A 19,011-nucleotide genomic window follows, 5' to 3' on the forward strand; every position below is an offset into this window, starting at 1 on the left:
TTCCCGGATCGGTCCCGCCGCGCTAATCTCGCGCAACGCCATCCGCAGAGTCCGCCACATGCCGCCCCCCGCCCGCTGTCTTGACCTGACCCGGCTTGTCTCGCGCCAAGGGCGCGGACCGCTGACCGGCGTCGACCGGGTGGAACTGGCCTACCTTCGCCACCTTCTGCGCGCGCCGCAGCCGCTGTTCGCACTGGTGCGGACCCGGTTCGGGTTCCTGCTGCTGGACGAGGACGGTGCGCGCGCGGCGCTGGAGCGGTTCGAGGGGCGTGCGCGTTGGGCAAAGGCCGACCTGCTTGGCAAGCTGTCCCGGCGCGCGCATCCGATGAAGCGCCGGGCCGAGGCGGACCTGCGCCGCCGCGCGGTCGGACGTTGCCGCCACAGTGCGCTGGCCCGGCTTCTGCGGGCGGAACTGCCGCCCGGAACGGTGTATTTCAACACCGGTCACTCCAACCTTGCCGAAGATACGCTGAGCGCATGGCGCGCTTTGCCCGACGCCCGCATCGCCGTTCTGATCCACGACACGATCCCGTTGGACCATCCGCAGTTCCAGCGCCCCGGCACCGTCGACAGTTTCCGCGGCAAGCTGAGCCGTACCGCCGCTCACGCCGACGTGGTGATCTGCACCGCCGAAGCCACGAAGACCGCTGTCACCCGCTGGATGAACGCGCTGGGCGGCGCACCGAAGACGCTGGTCGCGCAGCTTGGCATCGAACGGCCGTCGCCAGACCCGGCGCGGATACCGGGCGATCTGCACCTGACGCGGCCGTATTTCATCGCGCTGGGCACCATCGAGCCGCGCAAGAACCACGCGCTGCTGCTGGATGTCTGGGACCAGCTTGGCGCCGACGCACCGACGCTGCTGATTGCGGGGCGGCGGGGCTGGCGAAGTGAACAAGTGTTCAGCCGCCTCGACAAAATCGCCGCATCCGGTGGCCCGGTGATCGAGCGCGACGACCTTGACGACGCCGCCCTCGCGGCCCTTTTAGGCCAATCGAATGGCCTGCTTTTCCCAAGTATCGCAGAGGGTTACGGGTTGCCTCCGCTGGAAGCCGCCGCGCTGGGCATGCCCGTTGTCTGTTCCGACCTTCCCGTGACCCGCGAATTGCTTGGGGACAAGGTCGTTTACCTGCCACATGACGATGTGTATCTGTGGAAAAAAATCGTAACGGATTTGGCGGAAGATCGAGCGGATCACGAAAAGGCGGGCGTATCGGTGACGCTTCCAAGCTGGGAAGCACACTTCAATCGAGTGTTAAGCATCGCGTGATACCGGGGACATGATCGGGCCGGGATCCTGTCGGAGGGATTTGTTTGGGTGCCTGGATGTCATATCGGCTGCGGCTGCAGCGCAAACGCTGGCGGATCCGTGCGTTCCGCAAGCGGCGCGAGCTGTCCGAGGTGGCGAACCGTACCGCCCAGATCAAGCCCGGTGACATCGTCGCCTTCACCACCCTGCGGAACGAGAAGGTGCGGCTTGAGTACTTTCTGAAGTACTACCGCCGCCTTGGCGTCGATCACTTCGTCATGGTGGACAATGCTTCCGACGATGGCAGTCGCGAATACCTTGCCGATCAGCCGGACGTGTCTTTGTGGGGATCTGCCGGCAGCTACAAACGGTCGCGCTTCGGGGTCGACTGGCTGAACTGGCTGCAATGGCAATACGGGCACGGCCACTGGTGCCTGACGGTCGATCCGGACGAATTCCTTGTCTACCCGTTCTGCGACACCCGCCCGATCCGCGCACTGACCGACTGGCTGGATGCCTCGTCGATCAAGTCCTTCTCGGCGATGCTGCTTGATATGTATCCGAAGGGGCCGATCGACGCCTTCCCCTACAACTCGGGGCAGGACCCGTTCGAGATCGCCAGCTGGTTTGACAGCGGCAACTACACCACGATGCGGAACCACAAGTTCGGCAATCTCTGGATTCAGGGCGGCCCCCGTGCGCGCGCCTTTTTCCCGGACCGGCCCGAACGCGCGCCCGCGCTGAACAAGATCCCGCTGGTGAAATGGCACCGGCAGTACACCTACGTCAGCTCGACCCACATGCTGCTGCCACGCGGTTTGAACGCCGTCTATGACGAGTGGGGCGGAGAGAAGGCGTCGGGCATCCTGCTGCACGCCAAGTTCCTAGACACCTTCAGCCAGAAATCGGCGGAAGAACTGGAACGGCGCCAGCACTATGCCAACAGCCACGAATACCGCGCCTACCACGAGCGGCTGAAGGACAACCCGGACCTGTGGTGCAAATGGTCCGAACGCTACATCAACTGGCGCCAGCTAGAGATCCTGGGCCTCATGTCCAAGGGGAACTGGGCATGACCGTCGGCATCGTCATGCTGGTCCACAACGCGTTCGACCGGGCCGAGCAGGTCGCGCGGCACTGGTCGGCGGGCGGCTGCCCGGTGGTGATCCACGTCGACCGCAAGGTACCGCAGCCGGCCTATCAGGATTTCGTCAAGGCGCTGTCCAAGCTGGACAACGTCCGCTTCTCGAAACGCCATCGGTGCGAGTGGGGGACGTGGTCGCTGGTTGCCGCCTCGCAGACCGCGTCCGAGCAGATGCTGGCCGAGTTCCCGGACGTGACGCATGTCTACCTTGCCTCTGGTTCGTGCCTGCCGCTGCGCCCGGTCGAAGAGTTGCAGCAGTACCTTGCCGACCGGCCGCACACCAATTTCATCGAGTCCGTGACGACCGAGGACGTGCCGTGGACGGTGGGCGGCCTGAGCCTTGAACGCTTCACCCTGCGTTTCCCGTTCTCGTGGAAGAAACAGCGAAAGCTGTTCGACACCTACGTGAAACTGCAGCGCCGGTTCGGCTATCGCCGGCGTATCCCGCAGGGGCTGGAGCCGCACCTTGGCAGCCAGTGGTGGTGCCTGACGCGACAGACGCTGTCGGCGATCCTCGAAGACCCCGACCGCGCGGTTTACGAACGCTACTTCAAGCGCGTGTGGATCCCCGACGAAAGCTATTACCAGACGCTTGTCCGTTTGTACTCTGGCATGGTCGAAAGCCGGTCTCTGACGCTGTCCAAGTTCGACTTTCAGGGCAAGCCGCACATCTTCTACGACGATCACCTGCAGCTCCTGCGGCGGTCCAACTGCTTTGTCGCCCGCAAGATCTGGCCGCGCGCCAACCGCCTGTACGACGCCTTCCTTGCCACCGGAGAAGAAGCGCAGTCGTTGGCGGAACCGAACCCGGGCAAGATCGACCGTATCTTCGCCAAGGCGGTCGAACGCCGGACGCGGGGGCGCGCCGGGCTGTACATGCAGTCCCGCTTTCCCAACCCCGACTGGGAGAACGGCAAGACCTGCGCGCCCTATTCGGTCTTCGAAGGCTTCTCGGACCTGTTCGACGATTTCGAAGGGTGGCTGGGCAAGATGGTCGGCGCCCGCGTCCACGGTCCGCTGTTCGCCCCCGATCGTGTACATTTCTCGTCGCGCCAACGGATCTACGCAGGCGCCCTGTGCGACAGCGCGGCGCTGCGCGATTACAACCCCGTGGCGTTTCTGACCAACCTCGTCTGGAACACCCGTGGCGAACGCCAGTGCTTCCAGTTCGGCCCGCGCGACAACCAGGAACCGGCGTGGTTCATGGCGACAGACAGCAACGCGCAGATCTCGGTGATCACCGGCGCATGGGCGGTGCCGCTGTTCCACTCGAACCTGAATTTCAAGGACATCCGGCGCGAGGCTGCGCGGCTTCAAAAGATCGAGGCGGAACACCTGCACGTCCTGCGTTCGCCCCACACCAAGGCCCGCGTCCGCATCTGGTCGATGGCGGATTTCGTCGAAAGCCCGATGGAGCCTTTGCAGACCATCATCGACGAGATCGGCGTGCGCCACCCGCGCCGCCTGACCGAAGCGCCGCGCATGGTTGACCTTCAGGGCTTTGGCCACTTCCTGCAAAATCTCAAGAACCAGGGGATGCAGCCGCACCTGATGGGCGATTTCCCCGCCAGCGACCGTCAGGGGCAGGTCCCCGCCAGCCCGCGCAAACCGTACCTAGTGAAGAAGTGAGCCGATGGCGCAGTTCGACTATTTCATCGTCTTCGCCGAGATGCGCACCGGGTCGAACTTTCTTGAAGAGAACATCAACGACTATCCCGGCCTGACCTGCCACGGAGAGCTGTTCAACCCGCACTTCATCGGCAAGGCGGACCGGTTCTCGTATCTCGATGTCTCGATGGCCGAGCGGGAAGAAGACCCGAACCGCCTGCTGGCGCGCATCCGTGATCGCACAGAGGGGCTGGCCGGCTTCCGGTTCTTCCACGACCACGACCCGCGCATTCTGACACAGGCGCTGGCCGACCCGCGCTGCGCCAAGGTGATCCTCACCCGCAATCCGGTCGACAGCTACGTGTCCTACAAGATCGCGCAGGCCACCGGTCAGTGGCGGCTGGGTGACATGAAGAAGGCCAAGACCGCGCAGGCGCAGTTCGATGCCGAGGATTTCGTTGCCCATGTCGAACGCTTGCAGGCGTTCCAGTTGAAGCTGCTGCACGGGCTGCAGACCTCTGGGCAGACGGCGTTCTACATCGCTTACGAGGATCTACAGGATCTCGAGGTGCTGGACGGGCTGGCGAAGTTCCTTGGCGTCGACCACCAGAAGCAACGGACCTCGAAGGCGACCAAGGTGCAGAACCCGCAGCCCTTGCAGGACAAGGTCGCGAATTTCGACGACATGCAGGCAGCCTTGGCGCGGCTTGACCGCTTTGACCTGAACCGCACGCCGAATTTCGAGCCCCGGCGCAGTCGCGCGGTGCCCTCTTACGTCGCCGCCGTGAAAGCGCCGTTGATGTACCAGCCGATCCCCAGCGGACCCGAGGCGCAGGTGCTTCCGTGGCTTGCCGCGCTGGACGGGGCAGAGCCGGAACAGTTGTTGACCGGATTCTTCCAGAAGTCGCTGCGCCAGTGGAAACGCCAGCACAAGGGCCACCGCGTGTTCACCGTGCTGCGTCACCCGGTCCTGCGCCTGCACACGGCCTTCGCGCGCCACATCCTGCCGGTCGAGGGACCGGGCGTGTTCCACGAGATCCGCGAGACGCTGCGCAAGCACTACGGCGTGCCGTTGCCAGAGGACGGACCGGGCCGCGACTATGACGCCGCTGCCCAACGCGCCGCCTTCCTTGGGTTCGCGAAGTTCATCGCGGGTAACCTTGGCGGCCAGACCAGCATCCGGGTGGACGAGGCGTGGGCCTCGCAATTCGAGATCCTGCGCGGCATGGCAGAGGTGCAGTTGCCCGACATGATCTTGCGGGAAGAGACGCTGGCCGAGGGCCTCGCCCAGCTTGCCGTGCAGACCGGAGTGGACGCGCCCGCGCCGCCGCCGTTCTTCGACGACGCCCCGGTTCCACTGGCCGACTACTATGACGACGAGGTCGAGGCCGCGGTGCGCGCGGCCTATCAGCGGGATTACATGATGTACGGGTTTCGCGCCTGGCAGCGGGGCTGAACCGCCCCGCCTTGTCTCAGGCGGCTTCGCTGGTCGGCAGTTCGGTCAGAACCGCATGCAGCGTCGCGGCGTCGTCGTTTGCCCGCAGCTTGGCGCAGATGTCGGGATCGCGCAGCGTGCGCGACACCAACGCCAGTGCGCGCAGGTGATCGACACCAGACGCGGACGGCGCAAGCAGCGCGAAGACAAGGTCGACCGGCTGACGGTCGACCGAGTCGAAGTCCAAGGGCTTCTCGATCCGCAGGAACACGCCGCGAACCTGTTCCAGACCTTCCAGACGGGCATGGGGCAGGGCAATGCCGTGCCCCACGCCTGTAGGTCCAAGCGACTCGCGCTCCATCAGGCTTTCGACCGTGTCGGATTGCGGAAGATGGTAAACGGCCGCAGCAATCTCGCCCAGTTCATGGAACAGGCGTTTCTTGCTGGTCAGGCTGTTCAGTACCCGAACCGCTTCCGGCTGCAGAATGCTCGAAAGTTCCATTGACCTCTAGAATGTCTGTCCAAGACCGTTGGTCGATCCGTCGCTTAGCTTGCGTTGGCAGGATCGATCCAGCCTATGTTCCCATCATCCCGACGATAAACCACGTTCACGCCGGAGTTTCCTTCGTTGCGGAAAACCAGCACGGGCGCGCCCGCCAGTTCCATCTGCATCACCGCTTCCCCAACTGAAAGCGACGGGATCTTCGTCTGCATCTCTGCGACGATGATCGGCTGCAGGCTGTCAGGCTCTTCGCTGTGCTCGTCTTCCGATGCGGCGAGGATATACGAATTTGCCTCAAATAGTTCAACAGGCTGTGCACGGTCCTTGTGATGGTCTTTCAACCGGCGCTTGTAGCGGCGCAGTTGCTTGTCCATCTTCTCGGCGCAGCCCTCGAATGCTGCATAGATTTCGGTCGCATGTGCGCGCGCCTGAGCGGTCAGGCCGGTCGAAAGATGCACCACCGTCTCGCAGACATACTCGTGCGCGTTCTTCGAGAACGTCACCAGCGCGTCGGTCGGACGCTGAGAGTATTTTTCGACGATCTCGCCAAGTCCGTTCTGCACATGGATTTGCAGCGCTTCGCCGATGTCGATCTGTTTTCCGGTGATCTGGTAGCGCATGGTACCTCCTCGACTAATAGGCCATCAGGCCGCGCGCGCCAGTCGCGTGCGGATACAGATGGCAGGGATGATGTTCGTATTGCATCGTCCGTCGCTTCCGGCAGGGCCGGGCGTCTTCCGTGCAGGGCGTGTAAGCCCCTGCAAGAAGGGGAATTCCTGAGTCACGCATCATATCTATTGGCGCCGTCCACGACCTTCAAGTCAACAGGCCAGAAACTGCGGAACGCCGGAAAACGGCGAAAATGCCGGACATTTCGACGCATTTTCTCAGGTGATGCGGAAGGACTGGCCAAGATAGACCCGGCGCACGTTCTCGTCTTTCACGACCTCGTCGGTTGTGCCGCTCATCAACACCTTGCCGTCGTGCAGGATATATGCGCGATCCACGATCTCGAGAGTCTCGCGCACGTTGTGGTCGGTGATCAGCACCCCGATGCCGCGCGTCTTCAGGTCCGCCACCAGCCCGCGGATCTCGCCCACGGCGATCGGGTCGACGCCTGCGAAGGGCTCGTCAAGCAGCAGATACTTGGGATCGGCAGCCAGACAGCGCGCGATTTCGACCCGCCTGCGCTCGCCCCCAGATAGAGAAAGGGCGCTGGCGCGACGGATATGCGTGATCGAAAATTCCGACAGAAGCTCTTCCAGACGGTCCTGCCGGCGTTTCCGGTTGGGGATAGAAATCTCGAGAATCGCCAGAATGTTGTCTTCGACCGTCAGGCCGCGGAAGATCGAAACCTCCTGCGGCAGATAGCCGATCCCCAGCTTCGCGCGGCGATACATCGGCAGATACGTGACGTCGCGTCCGTCGATCAGCACCTGCCCGCCCTCGGGGCTGATCAGCCCGGCGATGGCGTAAAAGCTTGTGGTCTTGCCCGACCCGTTCGGACCCAGCAGCGCGACGACCTCGCCGCGGCCAAGCTCCAGGCTGACGTCCCGGATCACCGTTTTCTTGCGATAGCTCTTGCGCAGGTTCACCACCCGCAGCCCGGCGGCGCCCTCGGTCACGCTGAACGGCGTCACGGAGTCCATCAGTTGCTGCCCGGGTTCAGGATCGTCTTCACCCGCCCTTCCATCTGCCCGGCGCCGGACGCCAGGTTATAGGTCAGCCGGTCCGAAGACAGCGCCGTCGCGCCCTGGGTCACCAGCACGTTGCCGGTCAGCACGATGGTCTCGTCTGCAAGCGTATAGACCGCCTCGTCGGATTCCGCGGCCTCGGTCGGGCCGGCGAAGGTCACGCCGCCGAACATGCGGATGATCCGGATCTCGTTGCCGCCGGTATCGCCGGATCCGTATTCCACCACCATGCGCTCGCAGGTCATCACAAGATCGCCCTGTCCGACGATGACGCCGCCGGTGAAGGTCGCGGTGCCGCCCTGCTGGTTCAGCGAAAGCTCTTCCGAGGTGATCTCGACCGGCTGCGCGCTGTCGTGGTTCTCGACCCCCAGCCGGACCGTCGCCTGCCCGAAAGCCGGCGCCGCGGCGAGGAACGTAATAGCCCAGAGGGCTGCAAGAAAACGCTTTGCCGAAATCATCGGGGCCTCACTGTTTGGGATCGTATAGCAGCTTCACGCCGTCCTTGAAAACCAGCACGTAGGGGCCAGACCCGTCACCTTCGCTCACCAGTTCGGCACGTCCGGCGTCCAGCGTCATCTCCGGCCCGGTCAGCGCGACGGCGCTGTCGGTCCAAAGCCGAAGCGCGTCGAAGTCGATGGTCAGATCGCCAGAAGTCAGCGTCATGCCGTTGGACGACGCCACCTCGACATTCCCGGTCATCCCGGCGGTCCGCGCGTCGTTGTCGATCTCGGCGGTGTCCGAAGCGACGTCGACGCGGATGCCTTCCGGCAGATCGATCGCGGCGCGCACGTCGCTGCCCGACAGCCGGCCCGTGTTCTCGGGGTCGGGCACCGCGCGGTCGGCCGACAGCGAGAAGGCCGCGCCGCCCTCGGTCATCCCGGAAAACGTCGGCGCGCCGATGCGCGGTTCGTTCATCAACTCGTCGATGTCGATGTCCGAAAACGGGATGTCCTGCGCCGGGTCGATGGTGCGCGCGACAAGAAACAGCGTCGACAGGATCGCCAGCGCCAACAGCGGCAGCAGCACCTTCAGCCACGACACGATACGGGAATAGGCGTTGTCGTAGGCGCGCATGGCTTAGCCCACGCCGGCGCGAAGACAGTCGTGCAGGTGCAGAAGTCCGACCGCGTTCCGGCTGCCCTCGGGCTCGACCACGAAGAGCGAGGTGATACGGGCACCGTTCATCTCGGCCACCGCCTGCTCGGCCAGCGCGCCGGGGGCGATGGTGCGCGGGCCGACCGTCATGACATCCGCGGCGACGTGGTCCAGCAGCCCGGCCATATGCCGCCGCAGGTCGCCGTCGGTGATGATCCCGGCAAGCGTTCCGTCCGGGTCGGTTACCCCGATCACGCCGAAGCCCTTGCGGCTCATCTCGATCAGCGCCTCACCCATCGAGGTGTCGCGCGCGACAAGCGGCATGTCGGCATGCATCAGGTCGCGCACCTTCGTCAGCCGCGCGCCCAGCTTGCCGCCGGGGTGGAACTCGCGGAAGTTCTCGGGCGTGAAATGGCGGTGCTTCATCAAGGCCACGGCCAGCGCGTCGCCCAATGCCAGCGTCATTGTGGTCGAGGTCGTCGGCACGACGCCGGTGTCACAGGCCTCCTCGGCGGCGGGCAGAACAAGCTGCACGTCACACTGACGCATCAGCGTGCTTTCGGCGCGGCTTGCCACGCCGATCAGCGCGATGCCGAAACGGCGGGTGTAGGCGATAAGATCGGCAAGCTCGGGCGTTTCGCCGGAATTGGACAGCACCAGCACCACGTCGCCCCGCGCAATCATCCCGAGATCGCCGTGGCTGGCCTCTGCCGGATGCACGAACTGCGCAGGTGTGCCGGTCGAGGCGAAGGTCGCCGCGATCTTCCGCGCCACGTGCCCCGACTTGCCCATGCCGGACACGATCACCCGGCCCGGCGCGGTCAGGATGGTCTCGACCGCATCCGCGAACCGGTCGTCCAGCGCATCGGACAGCACCTTCAGCGCGTCGGCCTCGCGGCCGATCACCCGGCGTCCGGTGTTCAGAAAGGTGGTCTTGTCCATTCGGTCCAGCATCCGACCTATCTAGTGTGCGAAGACGTCGATTTCAGGCCACCCGGCAAGATCCAGCCGCGCGCGGGTCGGAAGAAAGTCGAAACAGGCCTGCGCCAGGTCCATCCGTCCCTCGCGGTGCAGCCGCTCGTTCAGCTTCTCGCGCAGCGCATGCAGGTACAGAACATCCGAAGCGGCGTATTCCAGCTGCGCCTTGGTCAGCTCGGCAGCGCCCCAGTCGCTCATCTGCTGCTGCTTCGAAACATCGACGTCCAGCAGCTCTTGCAGCAGGTTCTTCAGCCCGTGCCGGTCGGTGTAGGTGCGGATCAGCTTGCTGGCGATCTTGGTGCAATAGACCGGCGCGGCCAGCGCGCCGAAGGCGTGGTACATTGCGGCGATGTCGAAGCGGCCAAAGTGGAACAGCTTCAGCACGTCCGGATTCTCCAGCATCCGTGCAAGGTTCGGCGCCTCGGTCTGGCCTTTCTCGACCTGCACCAGATGCGCGTCGCCATCGCCGCCGGACATCTGCACCACGCACAGCCGGTCTCGGTGCGGGTTCAGTCCCATCGTCTCGCAGTCGATGGCCACGACGGGGCCAAGGTCCAGCCCGTCGGGCAGATCGTTCTTGTAGAGGTGGTTCGTCATGAAGGGCTCCGCGCGTCTCGCTGGCGTTTCCCGACGCGAATAGGCCTTTCCGCACGGCCTGTAAACGTATCGCCTGTGATGGGCGTGGCGCGGCGAGGGGCCAGCCCCTCGCGCTCCCCGGGATATTTGCCGACCAAAGAAGCGCGAAGCGTTGTCGACTTCTTTGGTCCGGAAATATCCCGGGGGAGTCACACGCAGTGTGACGGGGGCAGAGCCCCCTACAACGACGCGGTAATCCCGCCGTCGACATACAGCACGTGTCCGTTGACGAAGCTCGATGCGTCCGAGGCAAGGAAGACGCAGGCGCCGGTCAGTTCCTCGACCCGGCCCCAGCGACCCGCAGGGGTGCGCTTTTCCAGCCATGCGCTGAACTCGGGGTCGGCCACCAGCGCGGCGTTCAGCGGGGTGTCGAAGTAGCCCGGCGCGATCGCGTTGCAGTTCAAGCCGTGCCGCGCCCAGTCGGTCGCCATGCCCTTGGTCAGGTTCGCGACCGCCCCCTTGGTGGCCGTGTAGGGCGCGATGCCGGGGCGGGCGAGTGCGGACTGGACGCTGGCGATATTGATGATCCGGCCCCGGCCCCGGGCGATCATGTGCCGCGCGGCGGCTTGCCCGGCGTGGAAGACGCTGGCGACGTTGGTCTGCAAAAGCGCCTCGAACCGGTCGGCGGGGTAGTCCTCCAGCGGACCGCGAAACTGCATCCCGGCGTTGTTGACAAGGATGTCGATGGGGCCGGTATGCGCCTCGAACCCGTCGATGGCGCGGCGGACGGCGTCGTGGTCGGTGACGTCGAAGGCCAGTTCGTGCGGCACGTGGCCCTCGTTCCGAAGCTCTTCCGCCGCGTCACCCACCTTGTTCGGATCGCGCCCGCTCAGCACGACCTCGGCGCCCGCCTCGGCCAGCCCCCGCGCCAGCGCAAAGCCGATGCCCTGGCTGGAGCCGGTGACGAGCGCGCGCCGCCCGGTCAGGTCGAACAGCGCGGTTCCGGTCTTCATGATCTCTCCTCCCCGCCCGTCAGGGGCGTTCCCTTGCGGGAAACACACTCCGGAACGAAGCGGAGTTCAAGCCTGCGCCGGTCCGCCCAGCCCTTCGAGGATCGGGCAGTCGGGCCGGTCGTCCCCGTGGCAGCAGGCGACGAGGTGCGACAGGGTCGCGCGCATCGCCTCGAGGTCCGCGATCTTCTGGTTGATCTGGTCGAGATGGCCTTCGGCGATCCGCTTGACGTCGCCGCTGGCGCGGTCGTCGTCCTCGTACAGCGCCAGCAGGGCGCGGCAGTCCTCGATGGTGAAGCCCAGCGCCCGGGCGCGGCCAAGGAACACCAGCTTGTGCAATTCCGTCTCGCCAAAGTCGCGGTAGCCGTTTTCGCTGCGGGCGGGGCGGACCAGCCCGATGTCCTCGTAGTAGCGGATCGTCTTGGCGGGCAGGCCGCTGCGGTCGGCGGCGTCCGAGATGTTCATGCAGCGTCTCTCGTGTTGGCCCGGCGCAGGCGCAGGGCGTTGGACAGGACGAAGACGCTGGACAGCGCCATCGCGCCCGCTGCCAGCATCGGCGACAGTTGCAGCCCGAAGGCCGGGTACAGCACACCCGCCGCCACCGGGATCAGGGCGACGTTGTAGCCGAAGGCCCACATCAGGTTCTGGCGGATGTTTCGCATCACCGCGTGAGAGACGCCGAAGGCCCGTGCCACGCCGCCAAGGTCGCCGGACATCAGCACCACGTCCGCCGTTTCGATTGCCACGTCGGTGCCGGTGCCGATTGCGATGCCCACGTCGGCGGCGGCCAGCGCCGGGGCGTCGTTGATGCCGTCGCCGACGAAGGCAAGCTTCGCGCCGTCCTTGCGCAGCGTTTCGACCGCGGCGACCTTTCCGTCGGGAAGCACCTCGGCCACCACCTTGTCGATGCCGACCTCGGCGGCGATGGCCTCGGCGGTGGACTGCGCGTCGCCGGTGATCATCGCGACCTTCAGGCCCATGTCGTGCAGCGCGGCGATGGCGGCGCGGCTGGTGGGTTTCACCGGGTCAGAGACTGCGATGGCGGCGGCGAGTGTCCCGTCGACGGCGACATAAAGTGGTGTCTTGCCGGCGCCTTCGATGATCGCGTCGCCGACGGCGATGCCGTCACGCTCCATCAGGCGGCGAGCGCCGACGATGACCTTGCGCCCCGCGACCGTGCCTTCCACGCCGTAGCCGGTGATCGAGCGGAAGCCTTCGACCGTGGGCAGGTCCAGCCCGCGCGTCTCGGCCGCGCGCAGCAGCGCCTGCGCCACCGGGTGTTCGGACTGACCCTCGACAGCGGCGGCGAACCGCAGCACGTCGTCCTCGGACATCTCGCCGGTCACGGCGATATCGGTCAGTTCGGGGTGCCCCTCGGTCACGGTGCCGGTCTTGTCCAGCGCGACGACACCAACCCCTTGCAGCGCCTGCAGCGCATCGCCCTTTCGGAACAGCACGCCAAGTTCGGCGGCGCGACCGGTGCCGACCATGATCGAGGTGGGCACGGCCAGACCCATCGCGCAGGGGCAGGCGATGATAAGAACCGCGACGGCGGCGACTAGCGCGTGGCCGACGCCGGGGCCGAACACCAGCCAAGCGGCCAGCGTCAGCAGCGCGGCGGCGATCACGGCGGGAACGAACCACGCGGTGATGCGGTCGACGACGCTTTGGATCGGAAGCTTGGCGCCTTGCGCCTGTTCGACCATCGCGACGATGCGCGACAGAGTGGTATCGGCGCCGACATGGGTGGCGCGGAACACCAGCGCACCCGCGCCGTTCACCGTGCCGCCGGTGACGGGATCGCCGTCGCTCTTGTGAACGGGCAGGGGCTCGCCGCTGATCATGCTTTCGTCGACGTGGCTATCGCCGGACACGACCGCGCCGTCCACCGCGATCCGTTCGCCGGGGCGGACATGGATCATGTCGCCGGTCACGATCTCGGCGATGGGGCGGTCGACGGTCTTGCCGTCCCGTTCGACGCGGGCGGTGTCGGGTTGCAGCGCGATCAGCTTGCGGATCGCCGCGCCGGTGCGGCCCTTGGCGCGGGCCTCAAGCCAGCGGCCCAGCAGGATCAGCACCACGATGACGGCGGCGGATTCGAAATAGACGTTGGCCGCGCCCTCGGGAAAGATCCCCGGCGCGAAGGTGGCGGCGACGGAATAGAGATAGGCTGCCGCCGTGCCCAGAGCGACAAGCGAGTTCATCTCGGGCGCGCCGCGCAGCAGGGCGGGGATGCCGATGCGATAGAATTCGCGGCCCGGACCGACAAGGATGATGGTGGTCAGGACGAACTGAAGGATACGGCTGGTCTGCATGCCGATGGTGTTCATCACCAGCTCGTGCATCCCCGGGATCACGTGGCTGCCCATCTCGATCACGAAGACCGGCGCGGCCAGCACCGCCGCCAGCAGCGTCGCGCGCTTCAGGCGGGCCGCATCCTCGGCCTTGGCATGCGCCATGTGGTCGTGGTGCGAATGATCGTCACCGGCCCGCACCTTCGTCTCGTATCCGCTGTCCGACCCGAAGCCCGCCAGCGCCTGAGGCGTCACGGCACCGGGGAGATAGCGCACCAGCGCGGACTCGGTGGCGAGGTTCACGTTGGCCTCGACCACGCCGGGAGCGGCGCGCAGGGCCTTCTCGACCCGGCCCACGCAAGACGCACAGTGCATCCCGCCGATGTCCAGCGTCACTTCTTCGACCGAGGCGGGGTTTCCCGTCTTGATCAGCGCGGACAGGATGTCGTCCGCCGTCGCGGGGTCGTCGAAGCTGACGCGCCCCTGTTCCGTGGCTAGGTTGACGTTCGCCTCGCGCACACCGGGCACGGCGCGCAGCGTCTTCTCGACGCGTCCGACGCATGAGGCGCAATGCAGGCCCTGAATGTTGAGTGTGAGATCGGTCATGACGCCCTGCCGTTTTCTGTTCCGGCTAGGCACATAAGGTTTCCAGTGACTGGAAGGTCAAGAGGTCATGACAAGATTCGGCCTCTCTTGCCTACTCGGTCGCCAAGCGCTCTGCTTGCGACCGTTCCGCCTGCGCGTCCTGAATGCGTTCGGGCCACGTTGACTTGATGAAGGCGAGGATGTCCCAAATCTCCGCCTCGGTCAGCGTGTCGCCGAACGCAGGCATCGCGCTGGGCACGCCTTCGATCCCCATACGGCGCAGCGATTCCTCGCCGCCCAGCAGCGTGTAGGCGAACAGGTGGATGTCGCCGTGATGCCATGTGTGCCCGGTCTCGTCGTGCGGCGGGGCGGGCAGGGTGCCGTCCTCTTTGGCGGTGCGCCAGTCGGGCGCCTCGCCTTCCAGTTCGGCGCCATGGCAGCTGGCGCAGTTCTCGGCGTAAAGGGCTTCGCCCCGCTCCGGGTCGGCGTCGTCGGGCATGCGGGGCGCCTGTGCATGGCCCGCGAGCGGTATGCAGATCAGGGCGACGGGAACGATACGAAAAAGCTTGCCGGGCATCGGAGCCTCTGGTCGGTGACGGGTCCGACATGGCGTAAGGCTTCCAGCAGGGGGAAGGTCAACGGTGAAGCGCTGACAAGGGCGTGACCCCCGCCCGGCGGGCAGGGGTCGCGGGATGGCTCAGACGCCGCCCCAGATCGCTTCGGCGGTCTTCACGACCAGTTCCAGCTTGCGCTTCTGGTCGTCCGGCGTGATCGCGTTGCCTTCCTCGGTCGAGGCGAAGCCGCACTGGGGCGCGATGCCCAGCTGGTCGATGTCGACGTATTTGGACGCCTCGTCGAACTTGGACTTCAGCCAGTCGATGTCTTCCAGCTCGGCCGTCTTGGTGGTGATGAAGCCCGGCAGAACGCGCTGGTTGCCCTTCGGCAGCAGCTTGAGCGGTTCCAGCCCGCCGGCGCGATCGGTGTCATACTCCATGAAGAAGATATCGACGCCGGTCGAGAAGATCGACTCGGCCGCAAGGTCATAGGCGCCCTCGGCGGCATGGGTCGACCGGAAGTTGCCGCGGCACATGTGCATGCCGATGTACATGTCGGACGGTCGGTCCTTGATCGCTTCGCGCAGCATCCACGAATAGCGCTCGATCAGCCAGTCGGGGTCCTGCCCGTTGGCCTTTTTCTCGGCGCGGTGCTTGGGGTCGCAGAGGTAGGCGAAGAAGATGTCGTCCATCTGCAGATAGCGGCAGCCGGCCTTGTAGAAGGTGTCGACCGCTTTCTTGTACGTCGCGGCAAGATCCGCGAACAGCGCCTGCGGGTCTTCCTTGTACTCGGGGACGTGGATGTCTTCGAGAGCGGTGCGGAAGTGACAGCAGGACGGACCCGGGATCGAGATCTTCGGCACGACCTTGGTGTTGGCGGCGACGAACTTGAAGTGCTCGATCATCGGGTGATCTTCCGGGAAGTCGAGCTTTCCGGTGATCGTCGGGAAGATCGGGCGCAGCTTGACGCCGGCGAACTGCACGCCTTCGTCGCGTTCGTCCAGATCGAGGCCGGTCAGCATCCCCATGAAGTCATAGTGCCAGAACGACCGGCGCGCCTCGCCGTCGGTCACGGCTTTCAGGCCCACGTCTTCCTGCATCTTGATCAGGTCGGGGATCGCGGCGTCTTCGACGGCCTTCAGTTCGGCGGCGTCGATGGATTTCTCTTCATAGAATTTCTTGCGCGCGGCGACGATGGACGCGGGGCGCAGAAGGCTGCCCACGTGGTCGGCGCGGAAAGGCGGTTTGAGATCGGTCATTGAATGCTCCGTTGCGGTTCGTGCCGGGACCGGCACAGGCTCTGCGCACCCATTCAGCGACACATGCGCAGAAGACCGGCGGCACGCAGGACGCGCGCCGCCGGCAATTTCGTCACCAGGCGCCGATGACTTGCGGCAGCCACAGGGTGATGGCGGGGAAGGCGAACAGGATGGTCACGCGGACCAGTTCGGCCCCGAAGAAGGGCAGGACGCCCTTGAACGTCTCGGACATGGGCGTGTCCTTCGCCAGTGCCGAGATGACGAACACGTTCATCCCCACAGGTGGCGTGATCAATCCGAGTTCCACGACGATCAACGCCAGGATCCCGAACCAGATCTTCAGATCCTCGGTCGACATGCCAAAGCCAGAGCCTTCGGCCCCCATGTAGAGGCCGCCGTTGATCTCGACCAGCACCGGCCAGAAGAACGGGATCACCAGCAGGATCATCGACAGCGAGTCCATCAGGCAGCCCAGCAGGATCAGCGCCACCAGCAGGATCGCCACGACCACGAAGGGCGCAAGCCCCGAGTTGGCGATCCATTCGGCGGTGGCCTGCGGCAGACCGATGCGCGACATGAAGATCTTCATCAGCTCGGCGCCGATGAGGATCAGGTAGATCATGCCGGTGGTGCCCGCGGTTTCCTTCAGCGAGTCGAACAGAGCCGCAAGGTTCAGACGGCCTTTGATGGTGCCGTAGATCCAGACCAGCGCCGCACCGACTGCGGCGGCGGGGGTCGGGTTGAAGAACCCGCCATAGATGCCGCCGAGGACAAGGCCGAAGATCACCGCGACCGGGATCATCCCGATGGTGGCGTCGCGCCATTCCTTGAGGTCGACGCCGCTGTGGCGCGGACCCGCTTCGGGTTTGATCCAGACGTAGATCGCGATGGTCAGGATGAACAGGACCACGGCAAGCAGGCCGGGGATCATCGCGGCGGCGAACATCGTGACGATGTTTGCCTCGACGATGATGGCATAGATGATCAGCACGACCGACGGCGGAATCAGGATGCCCAGCACGCCGCCCGCGGCCAGCGAGCCCGTCGCCAGCGCGCCCGAGTAATTGTACCGCTTCAGTTCCGGCAGGGCGACCTTGCCCATGGTCGACGCGGTGGCCAGCGAGGAACCGCAGACGGCGCCGAAGCCCGCACAGCCGGCGATGGCCGCCATGGCGGTGCCGCCGCGCATCCAGCCCAGCCACGCATTCGCGCCCCGGAACAGCGCCTGACTTAGCCCCGCGCGCGAGGCCAGGGCGCCCATCAGGATGAACATCGGCACGACCGACAGGCCGTAGTTCGAGAACACGCCCCAGCCCAGCGTCTTGAGCTGGGACATCAGGATCAGCGGCCCGTTCACGATCATGATGCCGACGCCGCCGACAACGATCATCGAATAGCCGATTGGAATCCGGATCGCGATCAGCGCGACAAGGATGACAAGGCTGAGGACGCCAAGGGTGATCGGATCCATGTCAGCGCGCCCCTTTGGTCATGGCGTGAAGAGAGTCGACGACAGACGCGAAGCTGGCGACGACAAGCAGGGCGAGCGACAGCAGGCAGCCGGCGTAACCCCACCACATCGGGATCGAGAGGATCGCGGTGGTCGAGTCGTAGGTGCGCTGGTCGATCATGCCGTAATACATGCGCCACAAAAGGACGGCGCCGAAGCCAAGCGCGATCAGGGCGCCCAGCAGGGAAAACACGGAAAGCCAGAATTTCGAAGCGCGGGCGGTGAAGATGTCGGCCGACACGTTCAGCCCAGCGATCTGGCAGTAGGGGAGGAAGGAGAAGGCGGCGATGGCGACGCCCAGCTCGGTCAGTTCGAAGTCGCCGGGCACCGCTGCGTTGAACGCCATGGCTCCGACCACCGAGGCGACGTTAACCGCCACCACGGCCAAAAGCACCACACCGCCCAGGATCGCCCAGCCGGTGCAGATGCGGAGGACGAGGCCGTGAAGCCTCGTCCCGGATGCGTAATCGTCCGCCATTACTTGTCGGTATTCTCGGCGATCATGTCCTTGGCCGTCTGGACAAGGCCTGCACCGTCGATGCCTTTGGCGGTGACTTCTTCGATCCAGCGATCCTGCACCGGCTCGAGCGCGGTGATGAAGGCCGCCGTCTCGTCTTCGCTCAGCATAACGTGGGTCTTGCCCGCGTCTTCGGCCATCTTGATGCCGAAGTCGTCGCCGGCGCGCCAGACGTTACCGACTTCGTCCCACCAGTCACGGCCCGAGGCGTCCTTGAAGGCGGCCTTGATGTCGTCCGGCAGGCTGTCCCACTTGGCCTGGTTCATCGAAACCTGGAAGGTGGTGGTGCCGAAACGGGTCTCGTTGGCGCCTTCGATGAAGTATTCGATCTGGTTCTGCAGCTTGAGCGGCGGAATGATCTCCCACGGCAGGAAGGTGGCTTCGACGACCTTCTTCGACAGAGCGGCGGGAACTTCCGGCACCGGCATGGCCAGCGGCGACGCGCCCAGGGCTTCGATGACCCAGCCGCCGGTCCGCGACGGGATACGGACCTTCATGCCCGACATGTCGTCGGGGCTGCGGATCTCGGTGTCGACAGACATGATCGCCTGACCGGCGTGCACGTGCAGCCACATCACCTCGAGACCTTTGTAGTCCTCGGCGAGGTAGTCGTCGAACATGTCATACATCGCCTTGTTGGCGGCCGAGATGTCGTTCAGGTAGACGCCCGGCAGTTCGAACACTTCGGTGCGCGGGAACTGACCCGGGGTATAGCCGTTGACGGTCCAGATGATGTCGACCACGCCGTCACGGGCCTGCTGCACCAGTTCGGGCGGGGTGCCGCCGAGGGTCATCGCCGGGAAGATCTCGATCTTCACGCGGCCGCCGGAGTTCTCTTCGACCTGCTTGGCCCAGGGCTCGAGCATGTTGGTCTGTGCCGGGGCCTGAGCGCCCAGCATGTGGTGCAGTTTGAACGTGTATTCCTGCGCGGCGACCGAGCCGGCCATCGCGACCGACACGGCGCTGGCCGCGATCGTGGTAAGCAGAGTCTTGAGTCTCAT

Annotated in this window: 19 protein-coding genes; 4 read left to right on the forward strand and 15 right to left on the reverse strand. The window is 65.3% G+C overall.

The features are described 5' to 3' along the window. Positions 1-58: 58 nt before the first annotated feature. Genes ACP156_RS09745 through ACP156_RS09760 form a run of 4 tightly spaced genes read left to right on the forward strand, consistent with a single transcriptional unit; the run spans position 59 to position 5,457 of the window. Entirely contained in the window at positions 59-1,270 is a 1,212-nt protein-coding gene (locus ACP156_RS09745) for a glycosyltransferase (protein ID WP_425051123.1), read from the forward strand. Between the two features lie 56 nt (positions 1,271-1,326). Next, a complete protein-coding gene (locus ACP156_RS09750) occupies positions 1,327-2,325 on the forward strand; it encodes a glycosyltransferase family 2 protein (RefSeq protein WP_425051124.1) in 999 nt (332 codons plus the stop codon). Continuing rightward, positions 2,322-4,022: a beta-1,6-N-acetylglucosaminyltransferase gene (locus tag ACP156_RS09755; protein ID WP_425051125.1), complete on the forward strand. Its 1,701-nt coding sequence runs from the start codon at positions 2,322-2,324 to the stop codon at positions 4,020-4,022. The genes ACP156_RS09750 and ACP156_RS09755 overlap by 4 nt, the downstream gene beginning before the upstream one ends. A gap of 4 nt (positions 4,023-4,026) precedes the next feature. Beyond that, positions 4,027-5,457 (forward strand): sulfotransferase domain-containing protein, encoded by a 1,431-nt coding sequence (locus tag ACP156_RS09760; RefSeq protein WP_425051126.1) that lies wholly within the window; start codon positions 4,027-4,029, stop codon positions 5,455-5,457. 16 nt (positions 5,458-5,473) lie between these two features. Here ACP156_RS09760 and ACP156_RS09765 read toward each other — a convergent pair whose 3' ends face one another. The 15 genes from ACP156_RS09765 to ACP156_RS09835 all read right to left on the reverse strand — a co-directional run bounded on the left by ACP156_RS09765 (position 5,474) and on the right by ACP156_RS09835 (position 19,011). After that, positions 5,474-5,938: a PTS sugar transporter subunit IIA gene (locus ACP156_RS09765; RefSeq protein ID WP_425051127.1), complete on the reverse strand. Its 465-nt coding sequence runs from the start codon at positions 5,936-5,938 to the stop codon at positions 5,474-5,476. 44 nt (positions 5,939-5,982) lie between these two features. Beyond that, positions 5,983-6,558, reverse strand: coding sequence for a ribosome hibernation-promoting factor, HPF/YfiA family (gene hpf, locus ACP156_RS09770; protein WP_425051128.1), 576 nt, complete (start codon positions 6,556-6,558; stop codon positions 5,983-5,985). Between the two features lie 267 nt (positions 6,559-6,825). After that, positions 6,826-7,587 (reverse strand): LPS export ABC transporter ATP-binding protein, encoded by a 762-nt coding sequence (gene lptB, locus ACP156_RS09775; protein WP_425051129.1) that lies wholly within the window; start codon positions 7,585-7,587, stop codon positions 6,826-6,828. Continuing rightward, positions 7,587-8,090 carry a lipopolysaccharide transport periplasmic protein LptA gene (lptA, locus tag ACP156_RS09780; RefSeq protein ID WP_425051130.1) on the reverse strand — a complete coding sequence of 168 codons (504 nt, stop codon included), beginning with the start codon at positions 8,088-8,090 and terminating at the stop codon, positions 7,587-7,589. Before lptA ends, lptB begins: the two co-directional genes overlap by 1 nt. A 7-nt stretch (positions 8,091-8,097) precedes the next feature. Next, entirely contained in the window at positions 8,098-8,706 is a 609-nt protein-coding gene (lptC, locus tag ACP156_RS09785) for an LPS export ABC transporter periplasmic protein LptC (RefSeq protein WP_425051131.1), read from the reverse strand. A 3-nt stretch (positions 8,707-8,709) separates the two neighbouring features. After that, positions 8,710-9,669 (reverse strand): KpsF/GutQ family sugar-phosphate isomerase, encoded by a 960-nt coding sequence (locus tag ACP156_RS09790; RefSeq protein ID WP_425051132.1) that lies wholly within the window; start codon positions 9,667-9,669, stop codon positions 8,710-8,712. Between the two features lie 21 nt (positions 9,670-9,690). Next, positions 9,691-10,302: a ribonuclease D gene (locus ACP156_RS09795; protein WP_425051133.1), complete on the reverse strand. Its 612-nt coding sequence runs from the start codon at positions 10,300-10,302 to the stop codon at positions 9,691-9,693. A gap of 218 nt (positions 10,303-10,520) precedes the next feature. Further along, on the reverse strand, positions 10,521-11,294 hold the full coding sequence (locus tag ACP156_RS09800; protein ID WP_425051134.1) for an SDR family oxidoreductase: 774 nt from the start codon (positions 11,292-11,294) through the stop codon (positions 10,521-10,523). A 66-nt stretch (positions 11,295-11,360) separates the two neighbouring features. Beyond that, a complete protein-coding gene (cueR, locus tag ACP156_RS09805) occupies positions 11,361-11,756 on the reverse strand; it encodes a Cu(I)-responsive transcriptional regulator (protein WP_425051135.1) in 396 nt (131 codons plus the stop codon). Then, entirely contained in the window at positions 11,753-14,191 is a 2,439-nt protein-coding gene (locus tag ACP156_RS09810) for a heavy metal translocating P-type ATPase (protein ID WP_425051136.1), read from the reverse strand. The genes cueR and ACP156_RS09810 overlap by 4 nt, the downstream gene beginning before the upstream one ends. A 91-nt stretch (positions 14,192-14,282) precedes the next feature. Further along, positions 14,283-14,747, reverse strand: a complete 465-nt coding sequence (locus ACP156_RS09815) for a c-type cytochrome (protein ID WP_425051137.1) — start codon at positions 14,745-14,747, stop codon at positions 14,283-14,285. A gap of 120 nt (positions 14,748-14,867) precedes the next feature. Beyond that, a complete protein-coding gene (locus ACP156_RS09820; RefSeq protein ID WP_425051138.1) occupies positions 14,868-15,983 on the reverse strand; it encodes a 5-methyltetrahydropteroyltriglutamate--homocysteine S-methyltransferase in 1,116 nt (371 codons plus the stop codon). Between the two features lie 112 nt (positions 15,984-16,095). Next, a complete protein-coding gene (locus tag ACP156_RS09825) occupies positions 16,096-17,454 on the reverse strand; it encodes a TRAP transporter large permease (protein WP_425051139.1) in 1,359 nt (452 codons plus the stop codon). A gap of 1 nt (position 17,455) precedes the next feature. Continuing rightward, positions 17,456-17,971, reverse strand: coding sequence for a TRAP transporter small permease (locus ACP156_RS09830; protein ID WP_425051140.1), 516 nt, complete (start codon positions 17,969-17,971; stop codon positions 17,456-17,458). Further along, positions 17,971-19,011, reverse strand: a complete 1,041-nt coding sequence (locus ACP156_RS09835) for a TRAP transporter substrate-binding protein (RefSeq protein WP_425051141.1) — start codon at positions 19,009-19,011, stop codon at positions 17,971-17,973. The genes ACP156_RS09830 and ACP156_RS09835 overlap by 1 nt, the downstream gene beginning before the upstream one ends.

This window comes from Psychromarinibacter sp. S121 (assembly GCF_049801035.1).
GTDB lineage: Bacteria > Pseudomonadota > Alphaproteobacteria > Rhodobacterales > Rhodobacteraceae > Psychromarinibacter.